We start from the raw sequence: 25,564 nt of genomic DNA on the forward strand, positions 1-25,564 counted from the left end.
ACTGCAAGAGAGAAGGTGAGATTTGAGTAAGGGGAATTTCAGGCAACAAAAAACCCATCAACCTTGAACCAAAACGGCGGGGTTGATGGGCTCCACAAATTGGGGACATCAAAGAAAAGCAGTGGCACTAGTTATGACTGCCCCCTGATAAAAAAGTTCTGCGCGTAACAAAAATATTTTCCGCCACGCGCATTCTTAGGAGTTATCCGAGCCCGGGCCAGATGATGATAATCAGCGTACCCGCCAGCGTCAGCAGTACGTTAGCGATGGCGTACGTGCCCGCATAACCGAGCGCCGGGATGTTGCTGCGCGCGGTATCGCTGATGATTTCCATCGCAGGCGCACAGGTACGCGCGCCCATCATTGCCCCGAAGAGCAGGGCGCGGTTCATGCGCAGCACGTAGGCGCCGAACAGGAAGCAGATCACCACCGGCACCAGGCTGACGATAAGTCCGGAAACCAGCATCTGCCAGCCGACGGCGCCCAGGCTGTGGCCGATGCCGCTGCCCGCGCTTAAGCCCACGCCTGCCATAAAGACCATCAGACCGAACTCTTTCACCATGTTCAGCGCGCCCTGCGGAATGTAGCCGAAGGTCGGGTGGTTTGCTCGCAGGAAGCCCAGCATGATCCCGGCAAACAGCAGCCCGGCGGCGTTACCGATGCCGAAGCTAAAGTTGCTGAACTGGAAGGTGATCATCCCGATCATCAGGCCAACAATAAAGAAGGCGCAGAAGGCCAGCAGGTCGGTGACCTGGCTGTGAATGGAGATAAAGCCGATGCGGTCGGCAACGGTTTTCACGCGGCGGGCGTCGCCGCTGACCTGCAGAACGTCGCCTTTGTTGAGCACAACGTTATCGTCGATCGGCATTTCAATCTGGCTGCGGATCACTCGGTTGAGGAAGCAACCGTGGTCGGTCAGCTTCAGCTGGGCCAGGCGGCGGCCCACGGCGTTATGGTTTTTTACCACGATCTCTTCGGTGACGATGCGCATGTCGAGCAGGTCGCGGTCGAACACCTCTTTGCCGTTACGGAAGCTCGGGTCGAGACGGGCGTGGGCGTCCGGGTAACCCACCAGCGCGATGTCGTCGCCCATCTGCAGCACCGCGTCGCCGTCCGGGTTCGCCAGAATGCCGTTGCGGCGGATACGTTCGATATAGCAGCCCGTCTGGCGGTAGATCCCCAGCTCGCGCAGGTTTTTGCCGTCGGCCCATGCCACCAGCTCTGGCCCGACGCGATAGGCGCGAATCACCGGGAGATAGACTTTACGTTTGGAATCGGTATCCAGGCCGCGCTCGCGCGCGATTTGCTGGGCGCTGGTCTGCAGATCCTGGTGCTGAAGTTTTGGCAGGTAGCGCGCGCCGACGATCAGGCTCACCAGACCGATCAGATAGGTCAGGGCATAGCCCAGACTCAGGTGGTCGAGGGCGGTTGAGAGCTGCGCGCCGGCCATGCCGGAATGGCGCAGGGTATCACCGGCACCCACGAGCACGGGGGTGGAGGTCATGGAGCCTGCCAGCATACCGGCCGTTAACCCGATATCCCAGCCAAACAGTTTACCCAGCCCTAACGCGATCAGCAGCGCGCTGCCGACCATCACCAGCGCCAGCATCAGATAATTTTTGCCGTCGCGGAAGAAAATTGAAAAAAAGTTCGGTCCTGCTTCCACGCCAACACAAAAAATAAACAGCATAAAGCCTAAGTTCAGCGCGTCCGTGTTAATGCTGAAGTGCTGCTGGCCTAATAATAAGGAAACCACTAAAACGCCAATGGAATTACCAAGTTGAACTGAACCCAGGCGCAATTTACCCAGGCAAAGGCCCAGCGCCAGTACCACAAATAATAACAGGATGTAATTCCCATTTAACAAGTCTGCGACGTTTATATTCACGGAGGCTAACTTCTTGTTTACCAGTAAGTTGTTGAATGAAAGGACTATTTAGGCTACTGTTTTCTGAGCCAGGGAACGTGTTCAACCCTCCCTGTTACCTAATTTATTCCCTAAAACATTAGCTGGCCGATAGTTTAATCGTATTAGCTACTGACAGCTACCTATTATCGCATCACCCTGTGCGTACTTTGGCATGGATTGCCGCATTGCTTTATCTGACTGGGCGTCTACCCGACGAAGGTGTATTTGATAGAGATAAGTCAGGAGGATAGTTTGAACATTAAACGAAACTGGGCGGGGGTGATCAGCTGCTTTTTGCTGTTTACCGTCGTGTGCATGTCGCTCGCTTTTAATGTGAAAGGGGCATTCAGGGTTGCCGGACACCCGGAGCTGGGGCTGCTCTTTTTTACCCTGCCGGGAGCGGCAGCCAGTTTTCTTTCCCGTAAAGGGGAGGTGGTCAAGCCGCTTATTGGCGCAATGCTGGCGGCACCGCTGTGTTTGCTGCTGATGCGCATGCTGTATGTATCAACGCGAAGTTTCTGGCAGGAGCTGGCGTGGTTGCTGAGCGGCGTCTTCTGGTGCGCCCTCGGCGCGCTGTGCTATTTGTTTGTGTGCAGCCTGATTAAGCATCAACGGCACCACAAATAAAAACGCCCTCAAGGTGAGGGCGTTTCGCATTACTGGGCGGCAAACAGGCCCAGGTTTTCTTTGGCGTAGGCTTCAAAGTCAGTGCAACCGCCGATGTGTTTCTGATCGAGGAAGATCTGCGGTACGGTTTCAACCGGCTTGCCGACGGTTTTTTCGAGATCCGCTTTGGTGATGCCTTCCGCGTGGATGTCCACGTAGCGGAAGTTGAAGTCATCGCGCTCTTCGGTCAGTTTCTCAGCCAGCTCTTTCGCGCGCACACAGTAAGGGCACCCTGGACGACCAAAAATTACTGCAAACATTTCTCTCTCCTCAAAAAACAAGCCTGACGGCGAATAGGACATATAGTGCCCGATAACCTGTCGCCATTAAAGAAGGTTTCGCCTGTCGCTTTGATACAGTAAGGCTATGTTTCGCCAATTACACCGCGCAAATCATTGCCTATACTGGCTGCCATACGGTTTAAGCAAGACAAAGAGAGACAAGATGACGCCAACCATAGACCTGCTCACATCCCACCGTTCCATTCGCCACTTCACCGACGAGCCGATTACCGAGGCGCAGCGCGAAGCGATTATTAACAGCGCCAGAGCGACCTCCAGCTCCAGCTTCCTGCAGTGCAGCTCGATTATCCGCATCACCGACCCGGCCATGCGTGAACAGCTGGTCACGCTGACCGGCGGGCAGAAGCATGTTGCCCAGGCCGCCGAGTTCTGGGTGTTCTGCGCCGACTTTAACCGCCACCTGCAAATTTGCCCTGAAGCGCAGCTGGGGCTGGCCGAGCAGCTGCTGCTGGGCGTGGTGGATACCGCACTGATGGCGCAAAACGCCTTTACGGCGGCGGAGTCGCTGGGTTTGGGCGGCGTCTACATCGGCGGGCTGCGTAACAACATTGAAAGCGTAACCGAGCTGCTGAAGCTGCCAAAACACGTCCTCCCGCTGTTTGGCCTGTGCCTCGGCTGGCCGGCGGATAACCCGGATCTGAAGCCGCGTATTCCTGCCGCCATGCTGGTGCACGAAAACCACTACCAGCCGGTCGATCGGGACGTCCTGAATCAATATGACGAAGAGCTGGCGAACTACTACCTGACGCGCGACAGCAATAACCGTCGTGATACCTGGACTGACCATATTCGTCGCACCATCATTAAAGAAAACCGCCCGTTTATTCTTGATTACCTGCACAAACAGGGCTGGGCGACGCGATAGTCCATTCCGCCTGCGCCTGCCTGCGTATATGATATGCAGGCTTTTTCCATGTCTTCAGAGAGGTGCAGGGTGAAAATTGCCATATTGTCCCGGGATGGAACGCTCTATTCATGTAAGCGCCTGCGAGAAGCGGCGGCGAAACGCGGGCATCAGGTTGAGATCCTCGATCCGATGTCCTGCTATATGAACATTGACCCGGCTGCCTCGTCGATCCACTACAAAGGCCGCAAGCTGCCGCACTTTGATGCGGTGATCCCACGCATTGGCTCCCAGATCACCTATTACGGCACCGCCGCGCTGCGCCAGTTTGAGATGCTGGGCAGCTATCCGCTCAATGAATCCGTCGCCATTTCGCGCGCCCGCGACAAGCTGCGCTCGCTGCAGCTCCTCGCCCGTCAGGGGATCGATCTCCCGGTCACGGGTATTGCCCATTCACCTGACGACACCAGCGATCTTATCGACATGGTGGGCGGCGCGCCTTTGGTGATTAAGCTGGTGGAAGGCACGCAGGGCATTGGCGTGGTGCTGGCGGAAACGCGCCAGGCGGCGGAGAGCGTGATTGACGCCTTTCGGGGACTGAATGCTCATATTCTGGTGCAGGAGTACATCGAAGAGGCGAAAGGGCGCGATATTCGCTGCTTCGTGGTCGGCAATGAAGTGGTGGCGGCCATCGAGCGTCAGGCGAAAGAGGGCGACTTCCGCTCTAACCTTCACCGCGGCGGCGTGGCGCGGGTAGCCGGTATCAGCGATCGCGAACGGGAAATTGCCGTCAAAGCGGCGCAAACCCTGGGGCTGGACGTGGCGGGCGTAGATCTTCTGCGGGCGACGCGCGGGCCGCTGGTCATGGAGGTGAATGCCTCGCCGGGGCTGGAAGGCGTGGAAAAAACCACAGGTGTCGATATTGCGGGTAAAATGATCGCATGGATCGAGCGTCATGCCACGCCGGGCTACTGTCTGAAAACGGGTGGTTGAATAGATTACCGCGCACTTTTTGCGTACCCTATGCACAGATTATATTGAAGAGGCTGCACAGCGATGGATTTACAGGTCGTACCTACACTGGATACGTTACGTCAATGGCTTGATGATGCCGGAATTACATTCTTCGAATGCGATTCCTGCCAGGCGCTGCATCTGCCTCATATGCAGAATTTCGACGGCATTTTCGATGCCAAAATCGATCTCATTAACGACGTGATCCTTTTCTCCGCGCTGGCCGAAGTGAAGCCCTCCGCGCTGCTGGCGCTGGCTTCCGACCTGTCGGCAATCAATGCCAGTTCTTTGACGGTGAAGGCATTTCTCGACATACAGGATGATAATCTGCCAAAACTGGTCGTTTGCCAGTCTTTATTCTCCGGGGCAGGGCTGTCGTTCAAGCAGTTCGCCTGGTTTATGCGCTTGAGCGAAGAGCAAATTTCCATGGTTATGATGGAAGCCAATGCACACCATCTGCTGTATAGCGCGGAAGATGATGCAGAGAATAATGATGCATCTCCCAATTTTCTTCACTAAGCCTGTCTGACTTTTGCGCAGTCGCTGCCATAGCGGCTGCAGAAGGCCATTTTTTCTGCTGCTTTTAACCTTTCTTTAAAGAATTTTTCACCTCCCTGAAGGCCGTTTCGGCTTATCACGTAGACATAACCTGCATAAAAAATTGATAAAAGGCGTTTTTTCGTCTGGGCTATAGCCGGGGACACGGGCTACAGTTATTCTTGCGATGCTTAAAAAAGCGAGCGGAAGCTGCCGGGTAAAGAGGTTTCTTTTTATTTTGAGCAGAGCGACAAACTATGCATGATTATTGCATATCTTCAGATTGCACAGTTTTAGTTCGTTTGTTAACGAGCTTTCAGAAGGAATAAAGATATGATCGCCTTGAATAAAAAATGGTTATCGGGTCTGGTTGCGGGTGCTCTGATGGCCGTCTCTGCCGGCACGCTCGCTGCGGAACAAAAAACGCTGCACGTTTATAACTGGTCTGACTATATTGCGCCGGATACGGTGGCAAATTTTGAAAAAGAGACCGGCATTAAAGTGGTCTACGACGTGTTCGATTCCAACGAAGTGCTGGAAGGAAAGCTGATGGCGGGCAGCACCGGGTTTGACCTCGTGGTGCCTTCCGCAAGCTTCCTCGAGCGCCAGCTGACGGCAGGCGTCTTCCAGCCGCTGGATAAGAGCAAGTTACCGAACTGGAAAAACCTCGATCCGGAAGTGCTGAAGCTGGTGGCGAAGCATGACCCGGACAACAAATACGCCATGCCTTACCTGTGGGCGACCACCGGTATCGGCTACAACGTGGATAAAGTCAAAGCGGCGCTGGGCCCGGACGTCAAGCTGGACAGCTGGGACGTGGTGCTGAAGCCGGAAAATCTTGAGAAGCTGAAAAGCTGCGGCGTCTCCTTCCTGGATGCGCCGGAAGAGATTTTCGCCACCGTGCTGAACTACCTGGGCAAAGACCCGAACAGCAATAAAGCCGATGATTACACCGGCCCGGCGACCGATCTGCTGCTGAAGCTGCGTCCAAACATTCGTTACTTCCACTCGTCTCAGTACATCAACGACCTGGCGAACGGCGACATCTGCGTCGCGATCGGCTGGGCAGGTGACGTGTGGCAGGCGGCTAACCGCGCGAAAGAGGCGAAAAACGGCGTGAACGTCTCTTACTTCATTCCGAAAGAGGGGGCGCTGGCGTTCTTCGACGTCTTCGCGATGCCGGCTGATGCGAAAAACAAAGACGAAGCCTATCAGTTCCTCAACTACCTGATGCGTCCTGAGGTGATCGCCCACATCAGCGACCACGTTTACTACGCGAACGGTAACAAGGCCTCCGTGCCGCTGGTAAGCGAAGAAATCCGTAACAACCCGGCTATCTATCCGCCAGCGGATGTGTTCGCCAAGCTCTTCACCCTGAAAGTCCAGGATCCAAAAATTGACCGCGTGCGTACCCGCGCGTGGACCAAGGTGAAAAGCGGTAAATAACCCGTTGTTGTAGGCCGGGGAAGCGAAGCGCCCCGGCAACAGGCGCACCGTTCTGGTGCGCCTGCACCATGTTTTGATTTCTGCCGGAGAACACCCCGTGAATGACGCGATCCCCCGCCCGCAGGCGAAAGTCCGTAAAGCGCTGACCCCGCTTCTTGAAATTCGTAACCTCACCAAATCTTTCGATGGCCAGCATGCCGTGGACGACGTCAGCCTGACGATTTATAAAGGCGAGATTTTTGCCCTTCTGGGGGCTTCTGGCTGCGGTAAATCGACCCTGCTGCGTATGCTGGCCGGTTTTGAACAGCCCACCGCCGGGCAAATCATGCTCGATGGTGTGGATCTCTCCAGCGTGCCGCCGTATCAGCGCCCGATTAACATGATGTTCCAGTCCTACGCGCTGTTCCCACACATGACGGTCGAGCAGAACATCGCCTTTGGCCTGAAGCAGGACAAGCTGCCGAAGGCCGAAATTACCGCGCGCGTGGCCGAGATGCTGAGCCTGGTGCACATGCAGGAGTTCGCGAAGCGCAAACCGCACCAGCTCTCCGGCGGCCAGCGCCAGCGCGTGGCCCTGGCCCGCAGTCTGGCAAAACGCCCGAAATTATTGTTGCTCGATGAGCCGATGGGCGCGCTGGATAAAAAACTCCGCGACCGTATGCAGCTCGAAGTGGTGGATATCCTCGAGCGCGTGGGGGTGACCTGCGTGATGGTGACACACGACCAGGAAGAGGCGATGACCATGGCCGGACGTATCGCGATCATGAACCGCGGGAAGTTCGTGCAGATTGGCGAGCCGGAAGAGATTTATGAGCACCCGACCACCCGCTACAGCGCGGAGTTCATCGGCTCGGTCAACGTCTTCGAAGGGCTGCTGAAAGATCGTCAGGAAGATGGCCTGGTCATCGAATCGCCGGGGCTGCAGCATCCGCTTAAGGTCGATCCGGATAACTCGGTGGTGGATAACGTGCCGGTCTACGTCGCGCTGCGTCCGGAGAAAATCATGCTCTGTGAGGATCCGCCTGCCGATGGCTATAACTTTGCCGTCGGCGAAGTGGTGCACATTGCCTATCTGGGCGATCTCTCTATCTACCACGTGCGGCTGAAAAGCGGGCAGATGCTCAGCGCACAGCTACAGAACGAACATCGCTATCGCAAGGGGCAGCCGACCTGGGGCGACGAAGTGCGCCTGTGCTGGGATGCTGACAGTTGCGTAGTGCTGACGGTATAAGGAGCGGCCAATGAGTACACTTGAACCTCCAGCCCGCGCAGGCAAACCGGGCGGTTTTGCCCAGTGGCTGACGCGCATGCAGATGAACCACGGCCGCAAGCTGGTGATCGCCATGCCGTACGTGTGGCTGATCCTGCTGTTCCTGCTGCCGTTTCTGATTGTTTTCAAAATAAGCCTGGCGGAAATGGCGCGGGCTATCCCACCCTATACCAACCTGCTGGACTGGGCCGACGGGCAGCTGACGCTGACGCTTAATCTCGGCAACTTCCTGCAGCTCACCGACGACCCGCTCTATTTCGAAGCCTATCTGCAGTCGCTGCAGGTGGCGGCGATCTCGACGCTCTGCTGTCTGGTGATGGGCTACCCGCTGGCGTGGGCGGTGGCGCACAGCAAGCCGTCGACGCGCAACATCCTGCTGCTGCTGGTGATCCTGCCGTCGTGGACCTCGTTCCTGATCCGCGTTTACGCCTGGATGGGGATCCTGAAAAACAACGGCGTGCTGAATAACTTTCTCATGTGGCTCGGGGTTATCGATCAGCCGCTGACGATCCTGCACACCAACCTCGCGGTCTATATCGGCATTGTATATGCCTATCTGCCGTTTATGGTGCTGCCGATCTACACGGCGCTGACGCGCATTGATTACTCGCTGGTGGAAGCGTCGCTCGATCTCGGCGCGCGTCCGCTGAAGACCTTCTTCAGCGTGATCGTCCCGCTGACCAAAGGCGGCATTATCGCTGGGTCAATGCTGGTCTTTATCCCGGCGGTAGGGGAGTTCGTGATCCCGGAACTGCTCGGCGGCCCGGACAGCATCATGATTGGCCGCGTGCTGTGGCAGGAGTTCTTCAATAACCGCGACTGGCCGGTGGCCTCTGCGGTGGCGATTGTCATGTTGCTGCTGCTGATCGTGCCGATCATGTGGTTCCACAAGCATCAGCAGAAACAGATGGGAGATCACGGATGAACAACTTACCGGTAGTGCGCTCCCCGTGGCGAATAGCGATCCTGGTTATTGGCTTTACCTTCCTGTATGCGCCGATGCTGATGCTGGTGATCTACTCCTTCAACAGCTCTAAGCTGGTGACGGTCTGGGCGGGCTGGTCGACGCGCTGGTACAGCGAGCTGTTCCACGATGATGCGATGATGAGCGCGGTGGGGCTGAGCCTTACCATTGCGGCGCTGGCGGCGACCATGGCGTCCGTGCTGGGGACGATCGCCGCGCTGGTGATGGTGCGTTTCGGCCGTTTTCGCGGTTCGAATGGATTTGCCTTTATGATCACCGCCCCGCTGGTGATGCCGGACGTGATCACCGGTCTGTCGCTGCTGCTGCTGTTCGTGGCCCTGGCGCACGCCATCGGCTGGCCGGCAGACCGCGGTATGCTCACCATCTGGCTGGCGCACGTCACCTTCTGTACCGCGTACGTGGCGGTGGTGATCTCCTCGCGCCTGCGCGAGCTGGATCGCTCCATTGAAGAGGCGGCGATGGATCTTGGCGCGACGCCGCTGAAGGTTTTTTTCATCATTACCCTGCCGATGATTATGCCGGCGGTGATCTCCGGCTGGCTGCTGGCGTTCACGCTCTCCCTTGACGATCTGGTTATCGCCAGCTTTGTCTCCGGGCCGGGCGCGACGACGCTGCCGATGCTGGTCTTCTCCAGCGTGCGCATGGGGGTCAACCCGGAGATTAATGCCCTGGCCTCTATCATCCTCGGCGTGGTCGGAATTGTCGGATTTATCGCCTGGTATTTGATGGCGCGCGCGGAAAAACAGCGCGTGCGCGATATCCAGCGTGCAAGACGCGGCTGAAGGATTTAAAATTTCCAGTGATGTGCCGCGCATGACGCGGCACTGTTTTTCAGGGAAGTAAAACATTGGGATTATTAAAAAAATCACGTATTACGCACGCGCGTCCTAACGTACCTGCACTGGTTCAGGTGGCGGCGCTCGCCATTATTATGATCCGCTGCCTGGACGTGCTGATGATTCTGAACACCCTGGGCGTGCGCGGCATCGGTGAATTCATTCACCGCAGCGTGCAGACGTGGAATCTGACGCTGGTCTTTTTGAGCAGCCTGGTGCTGGTGTTTATCGAGATCTACTGCGCGTTTTCGCTGGTCAAAGGGCGCAACTGGGCGCGCTGGGTCTATCTGCTGACGCAAATTACCGCCGCCAGCTATCTGTGGGCCGCCTCGCTGGGATACGGCTACCCTGAGCTGTTCAGCATTGCCGGGGAATCCAAGCGCGAGATCCTGCGCGCGCTGTTTATGCAAAAATTGCCGGACATGCTGGTTCTGTTCCTGCTGTTTGTTCCCGCCTCCAGTCGGCGGTTCTTCCGCCTGCAATAATGTGTATAATCGCAGCCCTCGTGATTCTTAAGGTTCTCATATGCAGTGCGCACTCTATGACGCCGGACGCTGCCGCTCCTGTCAGTGGATAGAACAGCCGGTCTCTCAACAACTCACCGCCAAAATAGCCGACCTGCAACAGCTGCTGGCAGCACACGCGGTGGGTGAGTGGTGCGCACCCGTCAGCGGCCCGGAGCAGGCCTTTCGTAATAAAGCCAAAATGGTGGTCAGCGGCAGCGTTGAAAAACCGCTGCTGGGGATGCTGCACCGCGACGGCACGCCGGAAGATTTAACCGACTGCCCGCTGTATCCCGCCTCCTTTGGGCCCGTCTTTGCCGCCCTGAAACCGTTTATCGCGCGGGCAGGGTTAACGCCCTACAGCGTGGCCCGCAGGCGCGGCGAGCTGAAATATCTTCTGCTGACCGAAAGCCAACTCGACGGCGGTATGATGCTGCGCTTCGTGCTGCGCTCGGAAGCCAAGCTGGAGCAGCTGCGCGCGGCGCTGCCGTGGCTGCAGGAACAGCTGCCGCAGCTGAAGGTCATTACGGCAAACGTTCAGCCGGTGCATATGGCGATCATGGAAGGGGAGAAAGAGATTTTCTTCACCGACCAGCACGCGCTGGCCGAAAGCTTCAACGGCGTACCGCTGTGGATCCGCCCGCAAAGCTTCTTCCAGACCAACCCGACCGTGGCAAGCAGCCTGTACGCCACCGCCCGCGACTGGGTCCGTGCGTTAAACATCCAGCATATGTGGGATCTCTTCTGCGGCGTGGGCGGCTTTGGCCTGCACTGCGCCACGCCGGAGATGCAGCTCACCGGCATTGAGATCTCTGCCGAAGCGATTGCCTGCGCGAAGCAGTCCGCCGCCGGGCTGGGGTTAACGAATCTGCACTTCCAGGCGCTGGACTCCACGCAGTTTGCGACCGGCCAGGGCAACGTGCCGGAGCTGGTGCTGGTCAACCCGCCGCGTCGCGGCATCGGAAAGGCGCTGTGCGGCTACCTGAGCCAGATGGCGCCCGAGTACATCGTCTATTCCAGCTGTAACGCCCAGACCATGGCGAAAGACATTGCCGGCCTGCCGGGCTACCGCATTGAACGCGTTCAGCTTTTCGATATGTTCCCGCATACCGCCCATTACGAAGTATTGACGCTGCTCGTGAAGTCTTAAACAAAATGTGAACTCTTCCCCCGCTCGAAATCAGGTAAGCTTACGTCATAAGAAATCAATAAAGGCTTACCCATGAAGCAGATCCTGCTGGTGGAAGACGACCACGATATCGCGGCGCTTCTGCGACTCAATTTAGAAGACGAAGGCTACGCCATCACCCACGAGCCCGACGGAGGCAAGGCCTTACTGCGTCTTGAAAAACAGCCGTGGGATGCGGTGATCCTCGACCTGATGCTGCCCAGCGTTGACGGTCTGGAGATTTGCCGCCGTATCCGTCAGATGACGCGCTACCTGCCGGTGATCATCATCAGCGCCCGCAGCAGCGAAACCGACCGCATCACCGGGCTGGAAACCGGCGCCGATGATTATCTGGCTAAGCCGTTCTCGGTGCAGGAACTCATTGCGCGCATCAAAGCGCTGTTCCGCCGCCAGCAGGCGATGGGGCAGGCGCAAACCGACGGTCAAATTCAGGCCCACGGTCTGACCATCGATCCGCTGGCGCGCAGCGTGCTGCTTCACGGCCAGGTGGTGGATCTCACCCCGCGTGAATTCGAGCTGCTGTACTTTTTTGCCCGTCATCCCGGCGAGGTCTTTTCCCGTCTGGCGCTGCTGGAGCAGGTCTGGGGCTACCAGCACGAAGGCTACGAGCACACCGTCAATACCCATATCAACCGCCTGCGCATCAAGATTGAGAAGGACGCCGCTGAGCCGGAGATTATTCGCACCGTCTGGGGCAAGGGTTATAAATTTGCGGAGCCAAATCATGATGCGCCGCTTTAGCCTGAGCCAGCGCCTGACGCTGCTGTTCATCCTGCTGATGATGCTCTGCGCCACCGTCGCCTGCGCGGTACAGCTCTACAGCAGTACGCAGTACGGTAACGCGATGGTGCAGCGACTGTCGGGCGGGCTGGCGCAGCAGATCGTTCAGCGGGAACCGATTCTGGACGGGCAGGGCAGGGTCGACCGAACGGCACTCAAGCCGCTGTTCGATCGGCTGATGACCTTTAATCCGAGCGTTGAGCTGTACGTCGTCTCCCCGGACGGCGATATCCTCGCCGATGCCGCACCGCCGGGCCATATTCAGCGGCAAAAAATCGACCTGGCGCCGGTGCAGAGCTTCCTGAGCGGCGCGCCCATGCCGGTATTGGGCGACGATCCTCGCAGTCAAAATAAAAAGGTCTTTAGCGCCACGCCGCTGCGGCAGGACGGCGAGCTAAAAGGCTACCTGTACATTATTTTGCAGGGCGAGGAGTCCAACGCCCTGGCGGAAATGGCCTGGCACAAGGCGCTGTGGAGCACGGTGCTGTGGTCAATGCTGTGGGTCGCGCTGTTTGGCCTGCTGGCAGGTTTACTGGTCTGGTACTGGGTCACGCGCCCGGTAAAACAGCTGACGGTCGAAGTCGCCGGGCTGGAGCAGGACAGCATAAGCGCTATCAGGCAGCTGGCGGCACAGCCGTCGGACGTGGCGGCAAAGGATGAAGTGGCGATCCTGCGCAACAGTTTTATCGAGCTGGCGCGCAAAATCACCCGCCAGTGGGACCAGCTGGCCGACAGCGATCGCCAGCGCCGGGAATTTATCGCCAATATCTCGCACGACTTACGCACGCCGCTGACCTCGCTGCTGGGCTATCTGGAAACCCTGTCGCTGAAGTCCGCCACGCTGACGCCGCAGGAGCACCAGCAGTATCTCACCACCGCGCTGCGTCAGGGGCAAAAAGTCCGTCATCTTTCGCAGCAGCTGTTCGAGCTGGCGCGCCTTGAGCACGGCGGCATTAAGCCGCAGCGCGAGCGTTTCGCGATGGGGGAGCTGATTTCCGACGTGGCGCAGAAGTTTGAGCTCACCGCCCGCACGCGCGAGGTGAATCTGCATATTGACGTGCCGGGACCGCTGCCGCTGATTAACGCCGACGTGTCGATGATCGAACGCGTGGTAACCAACCTGCTCGATAACGCGATGCGCCATACGCCATCTGGCGGGGAAATTCGTCTGGCGGTCTGGCAGGAGAATGAACGGCTTCAGGTTGAAGTGGCTGACAGCGGAACGGGCGTGGATGCCGCGCTGCGCGACGATCTGTTCCAGCGGCCATCGGCGTTGAATACCCAGGCATCACGGGAGAATCGCGGTGGGTTGGGGCTGTTAATCGTGAAACGTATGCTGGAGCTGCACGGCGGCGGGATCAGGCTGATGGAGTCGGTGAGCGGGGCGCGGTTCAGGTTCTTTGTGCCGTTGTGAGAAATTGCCGGGTGGCCCGGCCTACAGACTACCACCCCCGTAGGCCGAGCCACCCGGCAAAAAAATCTTACTGCGGGAACCACTGCTCGCTGATTTTCTGGTAGGTGCCGTCCGCTTTAATCGCCTTCAGCGCACCGTTTAGTTTTTCCAGCAGGGCCTTGTTATCCGGACGTACCGCGATGCCGAGGCCCGTGCCGAAGTACTGCGGATCGGTCACTTTTTCCGTTGCGGTACCCAGCTGCGGGTTGGTTTTCAGCCATTCGTTCACCACGGCGGTATCGCCGAACACGCCGTCGATACGGCCATTTTTCAGGTCGATAATCGCGTTCTGGTAGCTGTCATAGGCCACGGTTTTCACTTCAGGATGTTTGTCCTGGAGGTATTTCTGGTGCGTGGTGCCGTTTTCCATCCCGATGCGTTTGCCTTTCAGCTGATCGAAAGAGGTATAAGCGCCTTTCTTCGCAATCACCACCGCCGAGTTGGCGTAGTACGGGTCGGTAAACGCAACCTGCTTGCTGCGCTCAGGCGTGATGTCCATCCCGGAGATCACCGCGTCGTATTTTTTGAACTTCAGCGACGGGATCAGGCTGTCGAAGGCATGGTTGGTAAAGGTGCAGTCGGCCTGCATTTGTTTGCACAGCGCTTTCGCCAGGTCAATGTCGAAGCCCACGATCTGGTTGCTGGCATCCAGCGATTCGAACGGCGGATAGGTGGCGGACACGCCAAAATTGATTTTATCAGCTGCGGATACGCCAGCGGCGAAGGTGGCGAGTAATGCGGCCAGAACTAACTTTTTCATTGTAATACTCCCGTCTGTCTTATTGATGCGCCGTGTCTGCGGCATGGATGTACAATGCCAGTTAATGAATTTATATGCAATAAAAATGATTAAGTATTATTTATCTGGCAAAAAAAAGCGGATAACCCATCAGGTTACCCGCTTCATGAATTTAGTTTTATGCACTCGAGTGGTTAATTTCTGCGCTCAAACGCCAGCGCTTTACGCTCGATCAGGCGCATCATCAGCGTCAACAGGCCGTTAACCACCAGATAGACCACGCCTGCCGCACCGAACACCATCACGTCATAGGTGCGCCCGTACAGCAGCTGTCCGTGACCCATTACCTCCATCAGGGTGATGGTGTAGGCCAGAGAGGTACTCTTGAACACCAGCACCACTTCGTTGGAGTAAGAGGAGAGCGCGCGCTTAAAGGCGTATGGCAGCAGGATCGCCAGCGTGTCTTTCTTGCTCATGCCCAGCGCCCCGCAGGACTGCCATTGTCCTTCCGGAATGGCGCGGATCGCCCCGTAGAACAGCTGGGTGGTATAGGCCGCACTGTTCAGCGAAAGGGCAATCAGGGCACACAGCCACGGTTCAGAGAGCAGATGCCAGATAACCGGATACTCCTGCAGCGACGGAAACTGGCCCGGGCCGTAGTAAATCAGGAAGATCTGCACCAGCAGCGGCGTACCGGTAAACAGGGTGATGTAGCCGCGCACAATCCACACCAGCACCGGCGTTTTCAGCGTCAGGATGATGGTGAAGATGAGGGCCAGGATCAGCGCCACGATAATGGACGCCACGGTCAGCGTCAGGCTGGTGTGCAGCCCTTTCATCAGCTCGGGGAAATATTCAAGCATCAGCCTGGTCTCCGTTCAAAGCGCGTCGCACGCAGGTCAATACGCTTGAGGATGTACTGACTGAGCAACGTGATCACCAGGTAGATAGCCGCCGCCACAATGTACCAGGTAAACGGCTCCTGGGTACGGGTGGCGATGCTTTTGGTTTGCAGCATCAGATCGTTAACGCTTATCAGGCTCACCAGCGCGGTATCTTTCAGCAGCACCAGCCACTGGTTGCCGAGGCCCGGCAGGGCATGGCGCCACATCTGCGGCATAACCAGACGGAAGAAGATGGCTGATTTCGACAGGCCTAACGCCTGGCCGGACTCCCACTGCCCCTGCGGCACGGCTTTCAGCGCTCCGCGCAGCGTTTGCGACGCGTACGCGGAGTAGAGCAGGGAGAGGGCAATCACGCCGCACAGGAACGGGCTGACGTCGAAATTTTCAATCTGCATCTGCACCGGGATCTGCGCAAAGCCAAGATTGATCGTGAAGCCGTCCGACAGCGTCAGCAGCAGCTGCGAGGAGCCGAAATAGATAAACAGGACCACCAGAATTTCCGGTAGCCCACGCAGCACGGTCACCAGCGCGGAGCCTGTCCAGGCGATGGGGAACCATTTCGCGGATTCCCACACCGCAAAGAACATCGCCAGCACGAGGCCGATAATCAGTGCGCAAACGGCAAGGCCGACGGTCATCCCGGCGGCGCTTGCTAAAGGAAAAATTTCATTCATCAGGAATTACTTCTGGAACCATTTTTTGTAGATGGTTTCGTAGGTGCCGTCTTTCTTCACTTTTTCCAGCGCAGCGTTGAATTTCTGCTGCAGCTCAGTGTTGCCCTGACGAACGGCAATCCCCAGACCGGTACCGAAGTAATCCTTATCGGTCACTTTGTCGCCCACTGGCGCCAGCTTGTCGTTGGCTTTCAGCCACTCGGTCACAACCGCGGTATCACCAAATACGCCGTCGATACGACCATTTTGCAGATCCAGCTTCGCGTTCTGGTAGCTGTCATACGGAACGGTGGTGATTTCCGGATGTTTATCCATGATGAATTTCTGGTGCGTGGTGCCGTTCTGCACGCCGACTTTTTTGCCTTTCAGCTGATCGACAGAGGTGAATTTACCTTTCTGACCAATGAACAGGGCGGAGTTGTCGTAGTAAGGCGTAGAGAACAGGACCTGCTTTTCACGCTCCGGGGTGATGTCCATACCGGCCATGACGGCGTCGATACGGCGGAACTTCAGGCTTGGGATCAGGCTGTCGAACGCCTGGTTGCTGAAGGTACAGGTCGCGTCGATCTCTTTACACAGGGCGTTAGCCAGGTCAACGTCGAAGCCAACAATTTTGTTATTCGCATCAATGGACTCAAACGGAGGGTAAGAGGCTTCCGTGGCGAAACGAATGGTCTGGGCTGCGGTAGCGGAAAGGGTAACGCCAGCAAGCAGCACGGCAAGTAATACTTTTTTCATTATATTTCCCCTGACACAATCAATGAGATAAATAGTTTTTGAAGGCATCGGTTTGCGGGTTCGCGAAGCAGCTCGCATCACCTTGCTCAACGATATAACCGTTTTCCATATAGACCACACGGCTGGCGGTTTTACGCGCCACTTCCACTTCGTGGGTGACGATAACCTGCGTAATATTGGTTTCCGCCAGCTCGCGAATGATGCTGACGATCTGGGCGGTGATTTCCGGGTCCAGCGCAGCGGTCGGTTCATCAAACAGCAGTACCGCAGGCTCCATCATCAGCGCGCGGGCAATGGCTACGCGCTGCTGCTGACCACCGGAAAGGTGCAGCGGAAAGCGGTCGCTATATGGCTTAAGACGCAGACGATCCAGCAGCTTTTCGGCGCGCGCGATCGCCTGATCCTTGCTTAACCCCAGCACGCGGCACGGCGCTTCAATCAGGTTTTGCAGGACGGTCAGATGCGGCCAGAGATTGTATTGCTGGAAGACCATGCCGACGTTTTGACGCAGTTCGCGAATCGCTTTATCAGACGGCGTTTTTGCGAAGTCAAAATGGTTACCGGCAATCGCCAGCGTACCTGAACGGGGCATTTCAAGCAGATTAAGGACGCGCAGAAGGGAGCTTTTGCCTGCACCGCTTGGGCCAAGCAAAACCAGCGTTTCGCCTTCCGGGCAGTTCAGCGTGATGTCAAACAGCGCCTGGTGTGCGCCGTAGAAGCAGTTAATGCCGTTTAGTTTAATACTCATCGGGGCAGTCTTTACTCATCCAGGCAATCTATAGCAATTGAGGCCGCAGATAGTACCGTTGACAGAATAGTTATGCAATATTTCTGCGTTAAAAGTTAAATATAACCCGTGTTTCCTCTTAAACATAGCACAAAATAGCGAACGGTAAGGTCGGCGAGTATAAATGTCGGCATTCCGCATGAAATGCCGCACATTTTACGGGGGTTACCGGGTTGTATCGGCGGGTTTAGCGATTCTCAATCGACTGGCGAAGCGTGCCTGCCGGGGCATGAACGCTGCCGCCAACGTAGCGCACGTCGTCAACCGCCCAGCACTGTCCTTCACGGATCATCAGCACTTCATCCTGCCAGGTTTGGGTTCCCTGAGTCAGCTTCACGCGCAGCGGAATATTGCGGGCATCCGTGTTCGGTATGGTTGACGCGCTGGCTACTTCAGCACTGTCCGGCAGCGTGGCGCGGCTGGAGAACGGGTCGGATTTCAGCAGGGCGTTATGCTGCGGATCGCGGGTGGCGTCGTTAAGCAGTTTTGCCAGTCCATCGCTCAGATACGGGCGCAGGCCGGTGAGATCGTTGCTGCGGTGCTGAATGCGATAATCATAGAACTGCTGCGCCACGGCGTCCGGGCCGCCCTCAATGCAGGGGCCGCTGCGGGTACCGATATCCTTAAAGGCTGGCGTGACCGTGGTGGTACAGGCGCTGAGCACCAGCGCGCAGGGCACGAAAAGTGTTAAAGCAGAATAGCGCATGTTGATTTCCTTATTTATTAACTATCCTTTCAATCATAGCGTAACGAACCGATAATGCTGTGCCTAAGGCATTGAACGCTAAAGAAGGAGAGAAACCATGCAGTTTTCTACAACGCCAACCCTGGAAGGGCAGACAATAACCGAGTATTGCGGCGTGGTCACCGGTGAAGCGATTCTCGGCGCCAATATCTTCCGTGACTTTTTTGCCGGTATCCGCGATATCGTGGGCGGTCGCTCGGGTGCATACGAAAAAGAGCTGCGCAAAGCGCGTGAAATCGCCTTTAAAGAGCTCGGCGAGCAGGCGGAAGCCCTCGGTGCGGACGCGGTCGTGGGGATTGACATCGACTACGAAACGGTCGGGAAAGATGCCAGCATGCTGATGGTGAGCGTAAGCGGTACGGCGGTGAAAACCCTCCGATGAGGCGTTCGCTTGCCACGCTCCTGCTGGCGCTGCTGCTGGCAGGATGCGTCACGGAAAAAGGGATTATCGACAAAGGCGCCTACGAGCTGGACACGCGCCATCAGGCGCAGGCGGCTTACCCGCGCATCAAGGTGCTGGTGATCCACTACACCGCGGATGACTTTGACAGCTCGCTGGCCACGCTGACGGATAAGAACGTCAGCTCTCACTATTTGATCCCGGCTAACCCCCCGGCACCGGACGGTAAGCCGCGCATCTGGCAGCTGGTGCCTGAAAGCGAACTGGCCTGGCATGCGGGCATCAGCTTCTGGCGCGGCACCAACCGGATTAACGATACGTCTGTCGGCATTGAGCTTGAGAACCGTGGCTGGCAAAAAACGTCGGGCGTTAAGCAATTTACCCCGTTTGAGCCTGCGCAAATTGCGGCGCTGGTGCCGCTCGCCAAAGACATTATCACCCGCTACAACATCAAACCTGAAAATGTGGTGGCCCATTCGGACATCGCCCCGCAGCGCAAAGACGATCCCGGCCCGCTGTTCCCGTGGCGTGAGCTGGCGCTGCAGGGGATTGGCGCATGGCCCGACCCGGCACGAGTGGCGTTTTACCTGAACGGCAAGCCGCGCGATGAGCGCGTGGAGCCGAAGGTGCTGCTCGATCTGCTGGCGCGATACGGCTATGAGGTGACCGATAACATGACGAACGCACAGCAGAAGCGCGTGATCGTCGCGTTTCAGATGCATTTTCGCCCGGCACGCTGGGACGGCGTGGCCGATCGCGAAACGCTGGCTATCGCGGAGGCGCTGCTGGAGCGCTACGGGCAGGGGTAATCCTTCGGGTTACCCGACTCCACTTTTTCACGGTCTTCTTTTGGACTGATTTTAAATCACATTCATCGCGTTGATGATTTATAGTTTTCTCAGTCGAAATTACTCGCAAACGTGGTTGAAAATATATCAGCACGACAAATAAGAAACGCCGATCTGCTAACGTTTTAGCTTTACTTTACATTTGTTAAATGGACTACGCATTTATGCGCTGTGATTGCGCACGTTCACCTTTTCAATTTAATTTAATAGGTATAACTATGTTAAGTATCTATGGTAAAAATAGCCGTCCACAAGCTGAAATCGACGCTATTATCGCGGCAACTGAAGGTCTTGAAGAAAGAACCTTACGCAAATGGCAGCGTATCAGTACCGATAACAACGAAGATATTCATTTTATCGTTAGCGGTGAAGTTGAATTTCGTCGCGAGTCGGATGAGCTGTGTATGTTCACCTTACAGAATAAATGTATTTTTGGTCTCTCCTCTATTTATTACAACTCAACGCATATGTACGGACTGGTTCGTGCCAATACCGTGGTGCGCACCCTTAAAAAAGAGGATTTTTTCCGTCTGATGAGCGAAAAAAATCTGTGGGAAGCCTTGAGTAAAGTCCTCTCCTGGTATGTTTGCCTGCTCAGCAAGCGTGACGAAGTGCTGGTGGCCCGCAGCGCGTACTCGATTGTACGCGAATTCTTGCTGGAAATTAACGAACTGATGGTACACCATCAGCGCGACATCAATATTTACGACTATATTCAGGAATATACCAGCCTGGCCAGGAGTACCATTATTAAAATTCTCGCCGACCTGAAGAAAGGTAATTACATTCAGGTGGACAAAGGTCGTCTAATGCATTTGTCAGCACTGCCGGAGAAATATTAATCGCTTTCCAACTCCTTTTTAAGTAAAAGGGGCGCTATGTTTCAGTGAATTATTTGCCTGCGTTCCTGCCGTGGTTTCATCCTCGGGAGGCGTGGGCATTTTCCCCTGCGAATAATCTTTTTCCTGTTCTTTTAACGCCTTCATTAATAATGCCTTGATCGCCCCGTCATCAAGGTTCTGATGGTTCACCTCTGTCCCTGGCAATGTCTCCCGGGAAATATCATGCGGCATTTCACCGTCGGGCGCCTGCTGCCAGTCGGCATCGCCGCTATCAATGGGCATCTCCTGCAGCGGCGGCATCTCTTTTGTCACAGGTTCTTGCTTTGGTTCAGGCTGCGGGAACGGTTTACTGACATAGACATAATGCATATCCGATAGCGTCGTTTCTGGCTTAACGGCGCTCGCTTTTATTGGCTCAGGTACCGGATGGCGCAGATCCCAGTAGAGATGAGCGTAGAGTCCCGCAGCGATCGTCATCACTATTCCCATCGCCCAGATCAGGGTGGAACAGACCACTTTTTTCAGCGAGGGGCGCCGGTAAGAAAACCAGACCGGTGCGTTCAGGGTATAGCTGCGCTGGGCAGCCAGAGTAATCGTCGACATTATGAATGCTTCTCCTGCGCGGTGGGGGCCGCAGATATATTTGCGGACTGAATAAGTACGCTTGGCGTTGTCCTGGCTTCACGCATTAACTGCATCAATGTATCTTCACCTGCAATCCCGTCCACATGTAGATGCATTTTCTGCTGAAACTCGCGGGTACGCTGCATCAGTTCGGCGGTCCACACCTTTGCGTGGGTTTCGGGCAGATTCAGTGCCAGGCTAAGCTGCCGATCCATCCAGCCCAGATCTTTGACGCTGCTTTCGGCGCTCACGGCATCTTTCCCCTGCGGCGTAAGGCGGTGCAATTGGGTGTAATTGCCCGTTGCATGCTGGTTAAACCAGCTGCGGCTCACCTGCCAGGTGCGATTATTCATCAGCAGATCCAGCGATTTATCATCTACTCTGGCCACCACGGCATAGTTCAGGTGATCGCCGGTTTTGATCTCGCCGATCCACGGGTACCCCTCTTTGGCCAGCTCCTCGACCGGCGCGCTGCCCTCCTTACACATCAGGTTGACCCGCCCGGCATTCTGGCAGTTTGCCTCTTCCATGGTGGCGTCATAACCCCACATGGTATAGAGCTGATGCATCGCATCGGGCTTATTCACCACTTCATTATCAATAACCGGCACCGCTGGGGCGTCGGTTTTTGGCGCCTGCGGTTTCCAGCTCGCCATTACGGGCAGCTCTACCGGCAGTCTGGCGGTAAGGGTGGGCATGAATGTCCAGCCGCAGGCGGCAAACAGTACAGAGGCAAAAAGACCCATAACGGCAAGGCGTTTGCCCTTCGGTTTCGCCGGCAGAACTTCTCCGGCGGCGAGGCGCAGATGGCGCGGCGATACCTGCGCTGAACGCTCGGTCCAGGCGGCTAGCATCGCAAGGTGCGCCAGCTCGTTGAGTTTGCCAGCCTGTCCTTTGGTCAGAACGTGCATCTTGCGCATGCGGGCCCGGGTGAACGGCGTCGCGTCGCTGCCATGCGCTTCACACTGGGCCTGAACATAGCTCAGGGACTCGCGGCAGGTGAGGGGCCGGAGCGTGTGATGCGTATGAAGAGATTCACGCAACCCGGACTGCAGGAGGGGGGCTTCCTGGTCGGCCGATCCCATCAGCACAACCGACAGAGGCACATCCAGCTCCTGCGCGCGGGTTAACAGCATGGACAGTGCGTCATGGCAATTCGCTTTCATCGACTGAATATGCGAAATGACCAGCACTTTACGCGTGGTTTTGCGGGACAACATCTCGTCCTGCCACTGGCGCAGCACAGCATCAATCGCCTGGATCCGGGTTTTGCTCTCATTGGTGGTGGTGTTGAGTTTATAGAGCAGGCCGCTGGCGCTGAGTTTCGGGAAGGCGTTAATGGCGAGCAGCGTGCCGTCATGCTTTTTCAGCGCATCGCAAAACTGCGAGGCAAGATAGCTGTCGTCGCTAAAGAGCGCGGTGACGCCTGTTGTCTGGCACTTCTCTTTCAGCAAACCGAACACATCCTGATGATACGGAACAAAAAAATCACCTGGCATCCGGGTGATAGCCCGGAAAGGCTGGGTAGCGAAATTAAAATGGCGCATATACATAGCGTATTACCGTCTCTTTTATTCATAACAAGGAGCCGGAAAAGTAAAGGATACAGGCGGAAGGGGCAATTTGAATGGAGGGTAAAAATACTCGGTCTGCGCTTCTATCATAGGTTTATTTAGCGATCAATCTTTTTCTAAATTATTGTTAGCGGAAGTGTTAGTGGGCGGGAGCGAGGAAACACATTAGCATTTTCACCACTCACTCATACAGCCCTGTGCTGTGAATTACTGACTGGCAGAAAGGCTCGTTAAAAATGCGGATGTCATTTGTTGCTCAATTGATTATGCCCTGCGTCATGTTTGTGCTGCTTATTTTCTGCGGCCAGCAAGGGTATATGGTTTATAAAGATTATAAGAAAGTGACGAACAGGTTGTCTGATTCAAAAAAGAATACGCAAAAAAAAAGTCACGATGAAACCCAGTTTGTACTTTTTACGCCGGCGGTGATGCCTGCGAAACAGCCAGCGGCGGTGAAAAAGCCGCTTAGTGCGGAAATCGAAGGTATTCTCAGCAGCGATGAAGCCTGGCTGTCCTTTGCGGTGATAAAAACCCCCACCGGACAAAAGAGCTATCGCGAGGGCGAAATGCTCGCCGGTTTTGACAATGCCTATATTGCCGAAATTCATGCCGATAATGTGGTGGTGAATTATGAAGGCGCACCGCAGGTTATTTCACTTAACAAGCCAGACTATTTCAAAGGCGGCGTGGATAGCGCCCCGGTAACCAAATCGAAGAAAGATGCAGGGTTGGATAATCTGCATCTGGATGATTATCTGGTGTTAAAACCGCTAATCGAAAAAGGCCAGCTGGAAGGCTACAACATTAATCCACGCAATGCGTCGTCTTTCTACAGCCATGCTGGCCTGGAAAAAGGGGATGTGGTGGTAAAAGTTGACGATGTGGATATGACTAAAGAGGCGCAGGCAAAAGAGATCGTTGCCCGCTGGTCAAAAATGAAAGAAGCGGATGTCATTATTCGGCGTCACGCTCACCTTGAAAATATTCGGGTCAATGTTCTAAACAATTAATAAGTGTACAGACATGAAGAAATTTCCATGGGCGTGCGTAGCGCTGACCGCATTGTCGTTATATTCAGGTTCGCTGTTCGCGGCGAACTTTAGCGCCAGTTTTAAAAATACCGATGTCCGCGAATTTATCGATACCGTTGGGCGTAACCTCAATAAAACCATTCTGGTCGATCCTTCCGTTCAGGGAACGGTGTCGGTCCGCACCTACAACGTACTGACGGAAGATGAATATTACCAGTTCTTCCTGAGCGTGCTGGATCTCTATGGTCTGTCGGTGATCCCGATGGATAACGGGATGGTGAAAGTCGTGCGCTCTTCGGTGGCCCGCATGTCGGGCGCACCGATTGCCGACAGCAAAAACCCTGGCAAAGGCGACGAAATCATCACCCGCGTGGTGCGGATGGAGAACGTCCCGGTACGTGAGCTGGCCCCCCTGTTGCGTCAGCTGAACGACGCCTCCGGCATCGGCAACGTGGTCCATTTTGAGCCGTCAAACGTGCTGCTGTTAACCGGCAAAGCCTCGGTGGTTAACCGCCTGGTGGATCTGGTGCAGCGTGTGGATCAAAGCGGCGTCCAGCGCCGTGAAATCGTGCCACTGCGTTTTGCCTCGGCCAAAGAGCTTTCTGACATGTTGAACAACCTCAACAACGAAGAGCAGAAAGGGCAAAACGCCCCGCAGCTGGCGACCAAAGTGGTCGCCGACGATGAAACCAACAGCCTGGTGATCAGCGGCAGCCCGGACGCGCGTCAGCGCACCCGAATGCTGATCTCCCAGCTCGATCGCGAGCAGAACAACGAGGGCAACACCCGCGTCTTCTACCTGAAATACGCCAACGCCAGCAAAGTGGTGCCGGTGCTGACGGGCATCGGCGAGCAGCTAAAAGATAAAGCGGGTGGCGGCAAGAGCAAAGCCGCGCCGATGGCAGGCGATTTGAATATTACCGCCGACGAGTCTACCAATTCTCTGGTGATCACCGCCCAGCCAAACGTCATGAATTCACTGGAAAAAGTGATCGACAAGCTGGATATCCGCCGTCCGCAGGTGCTGGTGGAGGCGATCATCGCCGAAGTTCAGGACGGTAACGGTCTGGATCTGGGCGTGCAGTGGACCGGTAAACACGGTGGGGTTCAGTTTGGTTCGACCGGCCTGCCGATCAGCCAGATCAAGAAGTCAAAAGTCATTGGCAGCTATACGGGCCTGGCGACCGGTTTCTTTAACGGCGACTTTGGCGCGCTGATGACGGCGCTGTCCACTAACGGCAAAAACGACATTCTGTCGACACCGAGCGTGGTGACGCTGGATAACAAAGAGGCGTCGTTCAACGTCGGGCAGGATGTTCCGGTCCTCTCCGGTTCACAGACCACCAGCGGCGATAACGTCTTCAACTCTGTTGAGCGTAAGACCGTCGGTACCAAGCTTAAAATCGTTCCGCAAATCAACGACGGCGACATGATCCACCTGAAGATTGAGCAGGAGGTCTCCAGCGTCGACAACAGCGCGACGGAAGACGCCAGCCTCGGCCCAACCTTTAACACGCGCACCATCAACAACGAAGTGATGGTCCACAGCGGGCAGACGGTGGTGCTGGGGGGATTGATGGAAAACGCCACCAAACAGTCGGTCTCGAAAGTCCCGCTGCTGGGCGATATTCCGGTAGTGGGTCAGCTGTTCCGCTATACCTCCCAGGACAGCGCCAAACGTAACCTGATGGTGTTTATCCACACCACCGTACTGCGCGACGACGACAACTACGGCGCGGTGTCGGAAGAGAAATATGAACAGATCCAGGCGCGTCAGCAGCAGCGTATGGAAGAGCACAAGCTGGGCATCGTAGAGAATGCTGATTCACCGATGCTGCCAGCCTATCCGTCCCAGAACCACGCCGCGCCGGTGAGCGCCAGTGCGCCGGTGTCGTCCCGCAACCCGTTTAAAGAGTAAGGCGG

At 56.0% G+C, this 25,564-nt stretch carries 27 protein-coding genes; 17 read left to right on the plus strand and 10 right to left on the minus strand.

The features are described from left to right. Positions 1-202: 202 nt before the first annotated feature. Positions 203-1,888, minus strand: a complete 1,686-nt coding sequence (locus tag F0320_RS06590; protein WP_014169303.1) for an aspartate:alanine antiporter — start codon at positions 1,886-1,888, stop codon at positions 203-205. 273 nt (positions 1,889-2,161) lie between these two features. Between F0320_RS06590 and F0320_RS06595 the strand changes: the two genes are divergently transcribed. Further along, on the plus strand, positions 2,162-2,536 hold the full coding sequence (locus tag F0320_RS06595) for an inner membrane protein YbjM (protein WP_126328109.1): 375 nt from the start codon (positions 2,162-2,164) through the stop codon (positions 2,534-2,536). 29 nt (positions 2,537-2,565) lie between these two features. On the opposite strand, the gene F0320_RS06600 is transcribed toward F0320_RS06595, so the two are convergent. Beyond that, the gene (locus F0320_RS06600; protein WP_010429050.1) at positions 2,566-2,835 is read right to left on the minus strand and encodes a GrxA family glutaredoxin; all 270 of its coding nucleotides are present in this window, start codon (positions 2,833-2,835) and stop codon (positions 2,566-2,568) included. Positions 2,836-3,019: 184 nt separating this feature from the next. Between F0320_RS06600 and nfsA the strand changes: the two genes are divergently transcribed. From nfsA to F0320_RS06655, 11 genes are all read left to right on the plus strand, one after another. After that, the gene (gene nfsA, locus F0320_RS06605; protein WP_047653162.1) at positions 3,020-3,742 is read left to right on the plus strand and encodes a nitroreductase NfsA; all 723 of its coding nucleotides are present in this window, start codon (positions 3,020-3,022) and stop codon (positions 3,740-3,742) included. Positions 3,743-3,811: 69 nt separating this feature from the next. Beyond that, positions 3,812-4,714 carry a 30S ribosomal protein S6--L-glutamate ligase gene (rimK, locus tag F0320_RS06610; RefSeq protein WP_126328110.1) on the plus strand — a complete coding sequence of 301 codons (903 nt, stop codon included), beginning with the start codon at positions 3,812-3,814 and terminating at the stop codon, positions 4,712-4,714. A gap of 63 nt (positions 4,715-4,777) precedes the next feature. Beyond that, positions 4,778-5,254: a YbjN domain-containing protein gene (locus F0320_RS06615; protein ID WP_003858385.1), complete on the plus strand. Its 477-nt coding sequence runs from the start codon at positions 4,778-4,780 to the stop codon at positions 5,252-5,254. A gap of 351 nt (positions 5,255-5,605) precedes the next feature. Then, complete coding sequence (gene potF, locus F0320_RS06620; protein ID WP_008503444.1) at positions 5,606-6,718, plus strand: spermidine/putrescine ABC transporter substrate-binding protein PotF; 1,113 nt, start codon at positions 5,606-5,608, stop codon at positions 6,716-6,718. A 97-nt stretch (positions 6,719-6,815) separates the two neighbouring features. Further along, positions 6,816-7,949: a putrescine ABC transporter ATP-binding subunit PotG gene (gene potG, locus F0320_RS06625; protein WP_024907855.1), complete on the plus strand. Its 1,134-nt coding sequence runs from the start codon at positions 6,816-6,818 to the stop codon at positions 7,947-7,949. Between the two features lie 10 nt (positions 7,950-7,959). Further along, on the plus strand, positions 7,960-8,913 hold the full coding sequence (potH, locus tag F0320_RS06630; protein ID WP_126328111.1) for a putrescine ABC transporter permease PotH: 954 nt from the start codon (positions 7,960-7,962) through the stop codon (positions 8,911-8,913). Beyond that, positions 8,910-9,755 carry a putrescine ABC transporter permease PotI gene (gene potI, locus F0320_RS06635; RefSeq protein ID WP_047653159.1) on the plus strand — a complete coding sequence of 282 codons (846 nt, stop codon included), beginning with the start codon at positions 8,910-8,912 and terminating at the stop codon, positions 9,753-9,755. Before potH ends, potI begins: the two co-directional genes overlap by 4 nt. 65 nt (positions 9,756-9,820) lie before the next feature. Further along, complete coding sequence (locus tag F0320_RS06640; protein WP_024907853.1) at positions 9,821-10,294, plus strand: YbjO family protein; 474 nt, start codon at positions 9,821-9,823, stop codon at positions 10,292-10,294. Positions 10,295-10,334: 40 nt separating this feature from the next. Further along, entirely contained in the window at positions 10,335-11,462 is a 1,128-nt protein-coding gene (gene rlmC / locus F0320_RS06645) for a 23S rRNA (uracil(747)-C(5))-methyltransferase RlmC (protein WP_126328112.1), read from the plus strand. A 72-nt stretch (positions 11,463-11,534) separates the two neighbouring features. After that, a complete protein-coding gene (locus tag F0320_RS06650; RefSeq protein ID WP_033145045.1) occupies positions 11,535-12,242 on the plus strand; it encodes a response regulator transcription factor in 708 nt (235 codons plus the stop codon). Beyond that, positions 12,226-13,695, plus strand: a complete 1,470-nt coding sequence (locus F0320_RS06655) for a sensor histidine kinase (protein WP_149323885.1) — start codon at positions 12,226-12,228, stop codon at positions 13,693-13,695. The genes F0320_RS06650 and F0320_RS06655 overlap by 17 nt, the downstream gene beginning before the upstream one ends. Positions 13,696-13,762: 67 nt before the next feature. On the opposite strand, the gene artJ is transcribed toward F0320_RS06655, so the two are convergent. From artJ to F0320_RS06685, 6 genes are all read right to left on the minus strand, one after another. Further along, the gene (gene artJ, locus F0320_RS06660; RefSeq protein ID WP_047653154.1) at positions 13,763-14,494 is read right to left on the minus strand and encodes an arginine ABC transporter substrate-binding protein ArtJ; all 732 of its coding nucleotides are present in this window, start codon (positions 14,492-14,494) and stop codon (positions 13,763-13,765) included. Positions 14,495-14,667: 173 nt separating this feature from the next. Continuing rightward, a complete protein-coding gene (gene artM / locus F0320_RS06665; RefSeq protein ID WP_023310940.1) occupies positions 14,668-15,336 on the minus strand; it encodes an arginine ABC transporter permease ArtM in 669 nt (222 codons plus the stop codon). After that, positions 15,336-16,052, minus strand: a complete 717-nt coding sequence (artQ, locus tag F0320_RS06670; RefSeq protein WP_126328114.1) for an arginine ABC transporter permease ArtQ — start codon at positions 16,050-16,052, stop codon at positions 15,336-15,338. Before artQ ends, artM begins: the two co-directional genes overlap by 1 nt. Positions 16,053-16,058: 6 nt before the next feature. Next, a complete protein-coding gene (artI, locus tag F0320_RS06675; RefSeq protein WP_033145049.1) occupies positions 16,059-16,790 on the minus strand; it encodes an arginine ABC transporter substrate-binding protein ArtI in 732 nt (243 codons plus the stop codon). A gap of 19 nt (positions 16,791-16,809) precedes the next feature. Then, positions 16,810-17,538 carry an arginine ABC transporter ATP-binding protein ArtP gene (gene artP, locus F0320_RS06680; RefSeq protein WP_047061479.1) on the minus strand — a complete coding sequence of 243 codons (729 nt, stop codon included), beginning with the start codon at positions 17,536-17,538 and terminating at the stop codon, positions 16,810-16,812. Between the two features lie 226 nt (positions 17,539-17,764). Then, complete coding sequence (locus tag F0320_RS06685; protein ID WP_047653153.1) at positions 17,765-18,283, minus strand: lipoprotein; 519 nt, start codon at positions 18,281-18,283, stop codon at positions 17,765-17,767. Positions 18,284-18,380: 97 nt separating this feature from the next. Between F0320_RS06685 and F0320_RS06690 the strand changes: the two genes are divergently transcribed. The 3 genes from F0320_RS06690 to F0320_RS06700 all read left to right on the plus strand — a co-directional run bounded on the left by F0320_RS06690 (position 18,381) and on the right by F0320_RS06700 (position 20,412). Further along, a complete protein-coding gene (locus tag F0320_RS06690) occupies positions 18,381-18,704 on the plus strand; it encodes a heavy metal-binding domain-containing protein (protein WP_023310944.1) in 324 nt (107 codons plus the stop codon). Continuing rightward, entirely contained in the window at positions 18,701-19,531 is an 831-nt protein-coding gene (locus F0320_RS06695; RefSeq protein ID WP_126328115.1) for an N-acetylmuramoyl-L-alanine amidase, read from the plus strand. The genes F0320_RS06690 and F0320_RS06695 overlap by 4 nt, the downstream gene beginning before the upstream one ends. Before the next feature lie 257 nt (positions 19,532-19,788). Further along, positions 19,789-20,412 carry a helix-turn-helix domain-containing protein gene (locus tag F0320_RS06700; RefSeq protein ID WP_047653151.1) on the plus strand — a complete coding sequence of 208 codons (624 nt, stop codon included), beginning with the start codon at positions 19,789-19,791 and terminating at the stop codon, positions 20,410-20,412. Positions 20,413-20,430: 18 nt separating this feature from the next. On the opposite strand, the gene F0320_RS06705 is transcribed toward F0320_RS06700, so the two are convergent. Then, complete coding sequence (locus F0320_RS06705) at positions 20,431-21,015, minus strand: hypothetical protein (RefSeq protein WP_126328116.1); 585 nt, start codon at positions 21,013-21,015, stop codon at positions 20,431-20,433. Continuing rightward, complete coding sequence (locus tag F0320_RS06710; RefSeq protein ID WP_126328117.1) at positions 21,015-22,589, minus strand: ExeA family protein; 1,575 nt, start codon at positions 22,587-22,589, stop codon at positions 21,015-21,017. The genes F0320_RS06705 and F0320_RS06710 overlap by 1 nt, the downstream gene beginning before the upstream one ends. A 299-nt stretch (positions 22,590-22,888) precedes the next feature. Here F0320_RS06710 and gspC point away from each other — a divergent pair, with 299 nt between their 5' ends. Further along, a complete protein-coding gene (gspC, locus tag F0320_RS06715) occupies positions 22,889-23,620 on the plus strand; it encodes a type II secretion system protein GspC (RefSeq protein WP_126328782.1) in 732 nt (243 codons plus the stop codon). Positions 23,621-23,633: 13 nt separating this feature from the next. Continuing rightward, positions 23,634-25,559, plus strand: a complete 1,926-nt coding sequence (gspD, locus tag F0320_RS06720; protein ID WP_047653146.1) for a type II secretion system secretin GspD — start codon at positions 23,634-23,636, stop codon at positions 25,557-25,559. The last annotated feature ends 5 nt before the right edge of the window (positions 25,560-25,564 follow it).

The organism is Enterobacter dykesii, from assembly GCF_008364625.2.
Classification (GTDB): domain Bacteria; phylum Pseudomonadota; class Gammaproteobacteria; order Enterobacterales; family Enterobacteriaceae; genus Enterobacter; species Enterobacter dykesii.